Origin of the sequence: Pseudomonas zeae, assembly GCF_014268485.2 — a bacterium.
GTDB lineage: Bacteria > Pseudomonadota > Gammaproteobacteria > Pseudomonadales > Pseudomonadaceae > Aquipseudomonas > Aquipseudomonas neuropathica.
The window spans coordinates 3,395,264-3,406,259 of the sequence record NZ_CP077090.1 but is presented as its reverse complement, the minus strand read 5'-3'; the positions used below and the strand labels follow the sequence as shown (position 1 = coordinate 3,406,259).

The following is a 10,996-nucleotide window of genomic DNA, read 5'->3' as shown; positions in this document are numbered from 1 at the left end:
CTCACAAAATGCCGGTGGCTTTGGTCAGCAACCAGATGCCCACGACAAGCATGATTGCGCCCACGGCAACACTGAGACCAAATTGCCCCCAAGTGGAGCGGCCGGTATGGATTTCGGAATAGCGTGTGTAAGCGTGATAGCAGACACCGATAAACATCGAGGCGACGACCAGCAGCGCCACAAGCATGATGATGTCGTAGCCGTAGTTCTGCATCGTTTGCATGATGCCATTGCCGGCACCGCGAGATGGATCCTCCATCGTTGGTAACTTGCCCTTGGCTTGAGCAAATAAGGGCAGTGTTGTGGCATAGAGGACGAGCGTTCCTGCTGTTCGTTTTGACGAGGGGAATTGCCTACGCATTGGGAGTTCCTTTGGAGGATTAAAGGAGGAAAAGCGTCAAAGCCAGGTACATCGCGGTGAATCGGATAACGACGCCCAAAAACTGTCTTTGATTTAGCCGGTGTTCAGCCCAACCCGAATAAGCGGTACGAATCGCCCAGGCGCCCAGAGCAAGAACGTTGCGAACACGATGGCGACCAGTACTGAGGAGGTGACCGAAGGGGAGAGACCGCCGTTTGCTTGAAATGCTGCGTTCTGCGCAGCATTCATTGGTCCAATACCGGTTCATTGCTGTAGTCGCCATGCAGCGCAATGTCATCGCGAGGTGTCGCGCGCTTGGGAGCCAGGTATTGCTGGATGCCGGAACTGACACGATGAATGTCAGCGCGTAGTCGGACGTAATCGAAATGGAAGCGCCGGGATTCTTGATCGGGCACTGCAACAGGTGAAGTCGTCAGAAGGTCAATGGTGTTTAGTTCGCGTAGCAGCGTTGCCAGAAGGGTATGTTCGTCGACGAATGAATTGGCTGACGATGCAGTCGATTCCGCGGCCATAAACAGCAGAGCGATGCGCGGAAGGAAGTTTTTACGAAAGCGGTTGATCATGTGGAGAGCTCGTTTGATCCTGTCAGACGGCTCGATATTGCTAGGGGGAAAAACGTGGGGCAGCTAACAATCGGAACTTGAGAAAGTCCGGATAGGCATTTAAGGCTTTTTCAAAGCATGGCAAAATGCCTGCATTCGGTTTTTAGAGAAAGGACGACTCAATGGCAATGCCAAATGATGCCCCAAGTTTCCCAGCCGGCATCAGTCTCACCTACGCATCAGGCTCCGTATTGCCTAGCCCATCGCTGGTGACGTTGCTGACCACCGCGCGAGAAAGCTATGACTGGCCCTTCAATACCGGGAGGGTAAAGAGTCAGCAGAAAATTACGGATCTGGAAGCTACGGTTAAACGCTTGCTAAAGGGCCTCACGACTTCATCTGCACAACAGATAATTGCTGAGGTTTCATCGTGGGCAGGGAACTACAAGCCTTCTCACAGGCGAATTCTGAATGCATCTGCATCAGAGCAACTGGAGATGCTTGCCGCGATTCAACTCTGTTTAGTGCCAGGTGGCAGTCATGCAGCTCTGAATGCATTGAGCCGATTGCCTGGTATCAGTTTGGTCATCGCTTCCAAGATTTATAGGTTTGTCAGACCCAAGGAGGGTGCCGCTGTCGATCGCCATGCCTCCTATTTTTTTAACTCACTGGCAGTGACGGGCCGCGGTACCGCGTTTATTCGGGAGTGGCCAAATAAGTCACGGAGAACGAGCCGCTTGGCCACGTACTCCAACTCTCGGCTTCTCACTAATTTGGATGAGTACGTAAACGCTTATCTTCCCTTGCTGAGCGACATCGCCAATTTTTTGAATCGTAAGAATCATTTCCACTGTCCTGTTGCCAATCAAAAGAAAAGCTGGACCCCGGCAGATGTGGAAATGGCGGCCTACTACTGGTGGGCTCGAAACGGCGCGAAGTAATTCAACAGCCTCGATCTGAATTGCTGGGCTCAAAGATATTTTTTGAAGCTGCTGACGGTGATACCGAGCGCTATTGCAAGGCACGCTGCACTGGGCACCAGTATGAATGAGGCCTCCACACTTAGAGGGATGGTCAGGTAGATGACCCACGGTAACGTTGCTAAGGGCATCACACAGGTCTTGGCGCGATGGTAGAGGTAGCTCGATTCTCTGCCCGCGCCAAAGCGCCTGATATCCCTGGAAACAAGCCCGTCTATCAAGCCAAGAAAGGCCGCAATAACAAACAGTGGCAGAGAAAGAAACAGCACCACCAATCGAGTGATGAAGACCAGAACGGTATAGGCGGCGGCGATTAGATTGCTTTCTAAATGGGTGTAGAAGGTCCTCAGGTAAACACGCGCCTTGCGAGCCTCCTCTGTTCTGAAACTGTGCACCTTGCGTGACGTGTTATGAACCGCTCCTTCGAAACCTGTCTTCGCAATGATCGCGTGATGGACAGTCTGGATCAGCTCCTTTGCCATTCGTTCCGGTTCCTGAACCAATGCACTGCGTTTGAAATTATTGGATAGCTGTCCCAGCTCAAATTCGAACATCTGCTGGGAATGACGCCAGCCTTCCTCAGGCCAGAGGGTATACATTCCGATGCACTCTATGAGGATGCTCAATAGCAACGACCCGAGTAGCACTGCTACAAACCGAAAAGGTAATGTCAGCAGGGTGATCAGCACTCCTTGTTGTCTTTGCTGCTGACGTTGCGCCGTCGAGGCCAGATCGCTCATGTATTAAGCACGCTCTCTGAGGTCTTCGTCATCAAGTAAATCTGGCGGTAGTGGTGCGTTCTGATCCTGATCTGAAACCGCACACCACCAGTCTTCCGCCGGCACGTAGCGTTTGCGCATGTATCCAGCCATGGCTTGCAGATCTTTTGGCATTACCTCGTCAGGGTCTGGAGCGGGCAGGGGCATGCGCACCTTCCAAAGTTGACCTCCCTCGATGAGGGCGAAGGCTTGGCCTTTGGGTAATGCCACCACATGAGCCGGTTCAATCATCGGAACGCTGGTCGTTGTGATTCGGTCTTGGGTGTTTGACGTGAAAGCGGTGTTGCCATGAGGATCCGAGCTGTCCGTTGCAGCACTCATCACTGACGTCGCGTACACATCAACGTTGGGCAGTTGCTTCGTCAGCAATTCAGCTGTGGCCGTTTCACGAACCCGCAGCATGAACAGGTTGTTGAAGTTACCAATAACCTGGCCAGCCTTCGCCCGATTACCAATACGCGCTTCAATGTCACTCAATGTCTGTGTGTAAGCCGTGACCTGGATGCCGGCGCCACCGCCTTTATTTATCATCGGTATGAACTCATCACCCATCAGCTCATTGAATTCATCAGCATGGACATTGATGGGTATTTTTTGGTTTTCCGCCTCACCTGGTAACCCATCCTCGACCCCAAATTTATAGATATGGCCTGCTACAGACACCAGATCAGCAAACATGGAGTTGCCCACCGCGGATGCCACCTCAGAGTCCGACAGTGCATCCAGTCCCACATAAACGATCGCTCGTTTTCGGATCACTTGCATCCAATCAAAGATGGGTCTTGGATCTTCAAGATCCATGTAATCAGGCGCCAAAAGCTGCGCGATGTCACCGGTGGTCAGCTTCTCCAGGAGGGGCAGAAGAGAAGCGACAATCTTGTCGAAGTACGTTCTGTCGTAGCGCACCGCGGAACGTAATCCATCCAGAACCGGGTCGTACAATCTTGCGTGTTGCAGATACTGCTCGATTGCCACCACCCGTTTTTCTCGTCCCATCATGTGCCGTGGTGTGTTCTTCTCATTGATCTTGGCTTCCAGTTGAACAATGACATCCCACGCCTTGCGATCATGTTGAGCAAAGAAATAAGCCGCGTACTCAATGAACAGCGCATCGATATTGATTACATGACGCTGGATCAAAAGGTAGTCAGGACGTTGGCCCAGCTCAACCAAGGCTCGGGCAATGATATTGACGAACCGCCAGGCAAACTCCCTAAACGCGGCCGAGTTTCCTTCACCAGACAGCTGTCCTGCGATACGAGATGCCACCTCTGTAATACGCCCGAAACGACCGATCGCGTTATAACGTGCAGAAATTGAGGGTTGGCCCAAATGAAACACGTAAAACTCACCCTCACGCCCCGCACGCTTGGCCTCGACGTACATGCGCTTTAGGAGATCCGCGTCTCCCTTGGGATCGAAAACGATGCAGATTTCATCGCGGCGAATATCTTGGGTGATAAACAATTCTGCGAGGCGAGTCTTTCCTACTCGGGTAGTGCCTAGCACCAGAGAATGGCCGACTCTTTCACCCAATGGGAGAGTGACATCGACCTCGTTCGGCTCAACAGCGTGGAGTCTTGGTAAACCGCCAACGGGGGGCAGCGGTCTGGCCGGGTTTAACCAATGATCCCAGCGTGTGAACTGCCGCAACTGGTTCAGCGGGTAGGGTGCAAATTCCAGCCGCGCTTCAAGTCGTCGCGCCTGTTGATAGAGCATTGAGGATTCAACGTAGCGTCGGAACTCTGGACGATAGGTCTGCATTAATCGATGGGTATGGCGTTGATCCCAACGAAACCCCTTCCCGATAAACAGGCGCTCATGACTCACCGGGATCTCCCGGCTGGTCATCACGTAGCGTGGTAGTCGCCTCATCTGCCGTCGATAACGCAGGACCACACTGGCCTGCTTCAAACGGATTGCGGCAAGCGTTGCGCAGCAGCATGCACCGCCCACGCCGAAGGAGGGAGTCAACGCAAGAGACCAGGGTGCTACAAGACACAACACGGCAGCCGAACTGCAAGCAGTCGCGCTGTACAGTTCCACCGCCGGCCGCAGCAGTGTTTCGACCGCATGATGTTGCGCCATCGTTATTGCTCAATACGATCAGCGGTGATCAAGACGGGATAATGTTGGAGATTCAAACGCTGGGCCAAATCATCAGCCGAGACAGGGGAGAGCGTCACACCTGGCGCAATGTCGCGCAGCCCCTTCAGCGCCGCATGAGATTCGACGTTAACAACCAGACCGACCGCGTTGAGGTTGGCAAGCGTTGAAAGGCGCCGCTTTAACCATGACCGCGACAGATGATCATCACCCACCAAGAAGAAAGCGGGTAAGCCTGAAGCACTCAGTGATCGTCGTTGCACCGGACCAGGAGAAAGAGCCGTCGAACGAACCGGCAGAAACTCCTCTTCGCTGTAACGGACATCCGCAAATCTGGGAATGACAGTGTCAGCCACACTGACGTTGCAGCAGGTAACCCATGCCAATAGCATCCATCGACACCTGATTTTCATGGTCGGCCACCCTCTGTCAAAGCCAAATCATTGAGGTGTCTAGCGACGCTGCGTCGATAGCGAGCTGCAGGTCGGCCACCGGCGGGGCGGTGGTAACGTCCTGCAGCCATCAGCCAGTCTTCGTCCACGCGATACTGCTCGCGCAAGATGGTTGCGGCTATCGTCAGATTTTTATTCGGCGATAACACCTCGCACGGATCCTGATAGAACCGTCGTTGATGGCCCAGATTGATTTGAGTCAGACCTACATCTATTCGAAATGCTGGCAAACGCATGAGGCCAGCTCGCAATGCCCGGCAGGCATCCGCATGGGTTGCGAAATATTGAGCGTTGCCTGCAAGGTTCAGTGTCCAGGGCCAAGGTAGACGCTTGCCCCGCAAGGTCATACCGCTTTCCTGTAGCGCCACCGCAAACAGTACGTTTGAAGGAACACCACTTCGGCGCGCGGCGATGCTGTAGGCCGGCGGTGGAACGGTGAGGGTTTGCGCAACACACAGCGAGGCTGAGCTCAAAGGCATGACGCAACTCCAGAGGCACAATAGCTTGTAATGCACGTTCACTGTCGTATCCATGTGCCGTTTACCCTGTGCACGACTGCCGGCAGGTCTCCCTGGACTGCAATTGATCCCCATCGGCCGTTGTCATGATTGATGGTGATGATCCCACTGCGCACTTTGTCCGGTGCGATGCCTGCGTTCTGAGCCCACTGACGAATGCGCCTGTCATCGTGCTGACTGTCGACAATGTAGAGGTCAAACATGCCCCCTGAACCTTGTAGCTGCCTAACCTTGGCCACGCATTCAGGGCAGTCGTAACGAACAAACACGGCCTTCCGTTCAGTGGGCTTGGTCAAGAGGGGGCTGCTCAAGGGCGGTAGTGAGACCAGCTCAAGCTTGGGGTGTCTTTCTTTCCAAGCCTGGTCATAGGCCCGTTGATATACGAGCAGCTTTTCGACACGGGCTGCCTCAGCGTCGACTTGAAGTAACGCATAGCGGTGTCGTTCAGCTTCTGTACGTGCCTCGATCCCTAAAGCGCTCAAAGGATCCAGGTTAGGGGAGTAAGTACCCAGTGGCCCTTGCATGAGCGTTCTATAACGCTCTAATTCTTCCTCTTCCAATCCCCATTGCTCAGCCAACCTCTTTTTTTGGTCAGTGATGACTGCATCAGACAAAGGTTTAGAGCGGGTTTCGATAGAGACGTGGGAAGCTGAGTCGAGTGCATGAACAACGAAACACATGGGCATCATCAACGAGGGGAGAAACCTGAGACGTGACATGGCCACTCCTATCGAATTTTCAGACGGTGAATTACACCGTTGGCAGTAAATACCGCGCTTTGACCTTCAACACCGTCCAGCTTCCAGCCCAGATAGGTCTCGCCAACGCGTATCAACTGGCATTGATCCAAAGACTCTGCGCCAATCGCGCCAACCGATAAAAAGTGCTCACCACCTCTAATTTCCTGGCCCAGTATCTGGAGGGGAAACTCGACCACTATTCTTGGCTTTGAGCGGGGTTTATGGGGTTTGGTCGAAGCAGGTGCGGTAAGTACTTGCACTCGGTTTTTTTCTATCTTCTGAACTTGTTGCTCCAGAGCTTGTAGGTCGGCTTGGCTCGCTACAGCTGTCATCGCCGTTGCGAGTTCCGTGATTCGCTCGTTAAAGCTGTCGTTCAATGCGTTGAGGTCTGAGTAGCTGACGCCTGACTGTTCTGACGATGCGACGACTGCTGACTTCTCCAGCACCAACACACGCTCATCGATGTGCTGAAGGTCTTTCGAGTCCATGACCTGATTTTGGGTTAGCCCGGAAAGTGCAAATTGATGTGAAAGGAGCGAGCAGAACGTGATGGAGAATAGAAGGGGGCTGCTCCAGCGAGTCAGACGGCCGCGTATGTACGACCCCGCAGGGATGGCGTAGATCATCGACTGATCTCCAGAATTGCGGTTTTCTGAAGCGGGATATCGCGAGCGACACCATTGGAGGCGGAAACGAAACAGATCTGCCTCAGTTGCTCATCGACTTGCATTGACCATGCAGATCCCGCAAGGACTTGGAGAGCGTCGCGTAGGACGATGGGGCCGAGTTTTATGTGAGCCGCGGGGAGGGGAAGCGCGAACATTGCGGCGTTCTCTGGCGTGCTTGCGCAGAGTCTGTATCCGGACCGAATCAGCACATATTTCATTGCATCTGCGACAGTGCTATTCCAAGCACCGGGAATGTCGACGTCGATGACTTGCAGCAGGAGGTTTTGCTTGGCCAGGTCCGGCTGCATCTCGACCAACGTGTAGCGTCCGTACCGTTGCACGGGGATGATGCTTGCTGGAGTCGAATTCAACGCGGGTTTGACAGGTTGATTGGTGACGCGCATCTCTGGGGTATGGCATGCGGCGAGTGAAAGACCTCCCAGCAGCAAGCAGGGTAAGAAATAATGATTGATGACTGGCATGGAAAGGATTCCTGAAGGTGACCCTCACAAGATCTCAACCCTGCAGGTAAGGTGCAGCGACCTAACTGGTATCCCGTAACTCCGTATTTTGATCAAAAGAAACGGCCTCTTAGGAGGCCGTTGCGAATAGTGTTTGAAGTGCTTACTGCGACCTGACCACAGACCTCAGTACTCTTCAGGAAGAAGAATGGTAGTAACGCTGCGATCAGCCTCCGTAATGATCCAGATTTTCAACTCATCATTGATGTTGTACACCGACATCAATCGGTTGCCCGACATCAGCGCTTCTTCGTTCAACCCACGATCTTCATCGCAGATGTCACCCCAATCGCCCTGTATGTGCCGGCCAAAAAACTGGAAAGGCTCTAATCGCTGCGCTCTCATGAGTGCGTCGACGCCTTGCGTGATAACCAACGCGCCATGCTCGGACATAGGTGTCAATGCCTCATCAAATTGGATAACAATCATGGTCTGCTGCCTATTCAAAATCGGGCCATGACATTTCCCTTAAGGGCGTCATGGCCCATAAGGGAAGAAAATTGAACGACCGTCTTACGACGACGTTGGGAAAAACCAAAACCCGATCTCGGATCTAAAGTCAGTGGATGACGGGAGACTCACCTATAGCCTCAGGTTGCAAGTCAACCGGCGGCGTTAAAACACTGGGTTTCTCCTCGTCTTTGATATTCGGCTCGCGCTTGTGCACTAAAACCCCATCGATCTTTATCCAGTTCAGAAGAAGCAGTCGCGCTTTAAGACTTAAACCCGGTTGCCCGACATTGATGCCTTTGGTGTAGGTGAATGTGTCCACCCACGGATCACCGAGGCGAAAACCAACCAAAACCTTCTGCTCTAACTCCACGGCTTTGACACAACGACGGACCAGGCATTGCGCCTCCGCGCCGGTCACTCTCACGTCAAATCGGCGGTATTCCGGATTGTCGGTCGGACCGTTGAGCGCGACGATGTCGCAAGCTAGGAACGCGTCGCCTTTCCTGGGCTTCACTTCGCGGATGCGATTGAGATACCCAAGGCCGTTGATGTGAAGGTCGAAGTAAGTTTCGTTGGAAAATGCGGTGCTCATGACATGCCTCCAGGCTTGAGAAAGCAGTTGGAGGCTGACCTCCCAAAGGAGCGTTGGCCCCCAAGTGGGTGAGTGGATTAATGAATCTTGAGAGTGCTTACGGTGTTACCAATCATGGTTGTGCATGATCAGCCCGGCGATGACATCTCTCTGTTCAATATTTAAAAGCCCAAGATCGGATAAACCCTTGATTCCGGACTGTTTGAGCAGATCGCTGCCTTCCTCAGTGTCAAAGAAGCTGACTAGTGCAGCTAGGAAAACTCTTTCTTGCTCAGTCAGAACTTCAAAACTGCTTTTGATCACACGGATGATGGGACGAAGATCCCACCTGCAATTGGCTTTTTGGAATCCCTCTTGGCTGCCATCACCGAAGTAACGAGAGCCCGCGAGTTCAACGCCTTTTTTCCAAGCGAAAAAGAATGCGACTGCAGGATTGCAGACCTCAGAAGAGGGTTTATCGACGGGCCGTTGCAACGGCTTTCGAGCAAGTTGTGAGGCAGCAGAGCTTTTCATTGGATGACTCCTGAAGATTTAATTGAGTGCTGTCCGAAAGAACACGCACGATGAGTGACAGGCACCCATGCCATTCAAGGCATGTGTCCGCAAAACGATGCTGAGCGGACGGGGCGTGGTCAGCGTGAACCCTTCACGACGCAGCCTTAAAGACCTTGGCTGCCTGGGCAGTCACTGATCGGAGATCAGCGTTGCGTGCCCAAAGAATGGTTTGCCGACACTCTCATGTCAGCGATCAATACCTTCAGAAACACCTCCGGATTTTGATATTTCCAGGCGCAATCTCTTGCCGATCCATACCAAGCACGGCACCGCCATCGTGTTGCCGATAGCGTTGTAACGAGGCCCGTCAGCGGCCATCAGCATCCAACCGTTTTCTGTCTGCTCCCATAGATCAATGGGGCGAGCACGGCTGATTTTCCGGCTCGCATAATGACGTCGAGGAATACGCGTGTAGTCCTTGGGTAAGCCTTGCAACTGCTCGCACTCGTGCGGAAGCAATCGGCGGGCTTTGTGACTGATCCGCGCCTTGAGGGAGGCATCCTCAGACCGCAAGCGTTCAGGTTGGCCATCTGCGTGGGGGGCTGAGTCTGTAGTCTGCGTTTCCGTGCAGACGACAATGGCCACATCATGATTACAGGTCAGGGTAGGGCAGCACTCCAAGTTCGCTTCAGCACCTCCTTGACCACTCGACATGCCGTAGGAGTTGGTAAAAGCACGAGTGCGTACCTGGCCGTTCACTGCTTGAGTGCCTGCTCCAGAAGAAGAGGCAGTATGCGTTTGCGTCGTGCGGTCCGGCGCAATATCCCGGCGCGGGCTTTCGGACTCAAAAAGTACCGCGGCGGGATCGAACCCTGTTCTAGCACTTGCGACAAGAAAGACACGACGGCGTCGTTGGGGAACGCCGAAATATTGGGCATCCAGGACGCGCCAAGCGATTGTTCTTTGGGGACCAAACACAATACCCGCGTGCGACCATGCCTTCCTTGGGGGATGAAGTTCGCTGTCTTCGCCAGCCAATGCTGCAAGAAGGCATCCGAAGGCGTTTCTTTTGTCGCTGAGGACGCCGGGGACGTTCTCCCAAACGATGACGGCTTGGGGTTCATTACGCAGGGTTCTGACGTGATCGATGGCATTGGCCAGCTCCACAAAGTTGAGGCTCAGCGCTCCGCGCGGTGCTGTGAGGCCGGCACGGAAGCCTGCGACACTGAAATCCTGGCAAGGGGTCCCGCCAACGAGAATCGGAGGTGACGGTACAGCCTCTTCAAGCACTTGATCGGCCAGGAGTGTCATGTCGCCGTAATTGGTAACTCGGGGGTAATGGTGCGCCAGCACCGCACAGGGGAATGGTTCGATTTCCGAGAACCAGGCTGGCGTCATACCCAGCGTCTGCCAAGCCACACTTACTGCCTCAATGCCGCTACAGACACTGGCGTATTGGTAGAGATTTACAGGGTGTTCCATGGGGGTGTCCTTCTCTGGGGCACACGCAAACGACCGCATCTGAAGTGCTGAAAGAAGCGCGTGATTGGGGGAGGGGACAGAGGCGCCGAGACTAAGCTCTCGGCTTGAACCAAGGAGCCACCATGGGCTGCGCCAGCAACTGGCACGTGTCATTGCCAGACACCGTTGCAGTCATCACACCCGACCCGCATCGTGGCGTGGGTCGGCATCGTGGGGCACACATCCGCGTACAAAAGGAACCCGTTATTTGGCCGGCGGGCGCCGGCACCGATTACGTCCACCCTGA

The 10,996-nt window shown here is 53.8% G+C and carries 14 protein-coding genes and 1 pseudogene; 1 reads left to right on the top strand and 14 read right to left on the bottom strand.

Annotated elements, in window-relative coordinates; all coding sequences use genetic code 11:
- Nucleotide 1: 1 nt before the first annotated feature.
- The 3 genes and pseudogenes from HU754_RS14865 to HU754_RS14855 form a co-directional block, all read right to left on the bottom strand.
- Nucleotides 2–361 carry a TIGR03745 family integrating conjugative element membrane protein gene (locus HU754_RS14865; protein WP_110718435.1) on the bottom strand — a complete coding sequence of 120 codons (360 nt, stop codon included), beginning with the start codon at nt 359–361 and terminating at the stop codon, nt 2–4.
- Between the two features lie 19 nt (nt 362–380).
- Nucleotides 381–610: pseudogene (locus HU754_RS14860) on the bottom strand (TIGR03758 family integrating conjugative element protein).
- Nucleotides 607–945, bottom strand: coding sequence for an integrative conjugative element protein, RAQPRD family (locus tag HU754_RS14855; RefSeq protein WP_186622378.1), 339 nt, complete (start codon nt 943–945; stop codon nt 607–609). The pseudogene HU754_RS14860 and the gene HU754_RS14855 overlap by 4 nt, the downstream one beginning before the upstream one ends.
- A 161-nt stretch (nt 946–1,106) precedes the next feature.
- Between HU754_RS14855 and HU754_RS14850 the strand changes: the two genes are divergently transcribed.
- Entirely contained in the window at nt 1,107–1,865 is a 759-nt protein-coding gene (locus tag HU754_RS14850; RefSeq protein ID WP_110718432.1) for a hypothetical protein, read from the top strand.
- Between the two features lie 29 nt (nt 1,866–1,894).
- Here the strand turns inward: HU754_RS14850 and HU754_RS14845 are convergent, their stop codons facing one another.
- The 11 genes from HU754_RS14845 to dcm form a co-directional block, all read right to left on the bottom strand.
- Nucleotides 1,895–2,644 (bottom strand): TIGR03747 family integrating conjugative element membrane protein, encoded by a 750-nt coding sequence (locus HU754_RS14845; protein ID WP_186622376.1) that lies wholly within the window; start codon nt 2,642–2,644, stop codon nt 1,895–1,897.
- 3 nt (nt 2,645–2,647) lie between these two features.
- Nucleotides 2,648–4,771: a type IV conjugative transfer system coupling protein TraD gene (traD, locus tag HU754_RS14840; protein ID WP_186622374.1), complete on the bottom strand. Its 2,124-nt coding sequence runs from the start codon at nt 4,769–4,771 to the stop codon at nt 2,648–2,650.
- Between the two features lie 2 nt (nt 4,772–4,773).
- The gene (locus tag HU754_RS14835; protein ID WP_437182469.1) at nt 4,774–5,181 is read right to left on the bottom strand and encodes an integrating conjugative element protein; all 408 of its coding nucleotides are present in this window, start codon (nt 5,179–5,181) and stop codon (nt 4,774–4,776) included.
- Between the two features lie 17 nt (nt 5,182–5,198).
- Complete coding sequence (locus HU754_RS14830) at nt 5,199–5,720, bottom strand: transglycosylase SLT domain-containing protein (RefSeq protein ID WP_225919904.1); 522 nt, start codon at nt 5,718–5,720, stop codon at nt 5,199–5,201.
- Nucleotides 5,721–5,758: 38 nt separating this feature from the next.
- Nucleotides 5,759–6,478 carry a TIGR03759 family integrating conjugative element protein gene (locus HU754_RS14825; protein ID WP_186622362.1) on the bottom strand — a complete coding sequence of 240 codons (720 nt, stop codon included), beginning with the start codon at nt 6,476–6,478 and terminating at the stop codon, nt 5,759–5,761.
- Nucleotides 6,479–6,486: 8 nt separating this feature from the next.
- The gene (locus tag HU754_RS14820) at nt 6,487–7,125 is read right to left on the bottom strand and encodes a hypothetical protein (RefSeq protein ID WP_186622360.1); all 639 of its coding nucleotides are present in this window, start codon (nt 7,123–7,125) and stop codon (nt 6,487–6,489) included.
- Nucleotides 7,122–7,649, bottom strand: coding sequence for a PFGI-1 class ICE element type IV pilus protein PilL2 (gene pilL2, locus HU754_RS14815; protein WP_186622358.1), 528 nt, complete (start codon nt 7,647–7,649; stop codon nt 7,122–7,124). Before pilL2 ends, HU754_RS14820 begins: the two co-directional genes overlap by 4 nt.
- Nucleotides 7,650–7,814: 165 nt before the next feature.
- Complete coding sequence (locus tag HU754_RS14810; protein ID WP_110718424.1) at nt 7,815–8,117, bottom strand: hypothetical protein; 303 nt, start codon at nt 8,115–8,117, stop codon at nt 7,815–7,817.
- A 130-nt stretch (nt 8,118–8,247) separates the two neighbouring features.
- Complete coding sequence (locus HU754_RS14805; protein WP_186622356.1) at nt 8,248–8,733, bottom strand: STY4534 family ICE replication protein; 486 nt, start codon at nt 8,731–8,733, stop codon at nt 8,248–8,250.
- A 105-nt stretch (nt 8,734–8,838) separates the two neighbouring features.
- Nucleotides 8,839–9,246 (bottom strand): hypothetical protein, encoded by a 408-nt coding sequence (locus tag HU754_RS14800; RefSeq protein ID WP_186622354.1) that lies wholly within the window; start codon nt 9,244–9,246, stop codon nt 8,839–8,841.
- Nucleotides 9,247–9,474: 228 nt separating this feature from the next.
- Nucleotides 9,475–10,710, bottom strand: a complete 1,236-nt coding sequence (gene dcm / locus HU754_RS14795; protein WP_186622352.1) for a DNA (cytosine-5-)-methyltransferase — start codon at nt 10,708–10,710, stop codon at nt 9,475–9,477.
- Between the last annotated feature and the right edge of the window lie 286 nt (nt 10,711–10,996).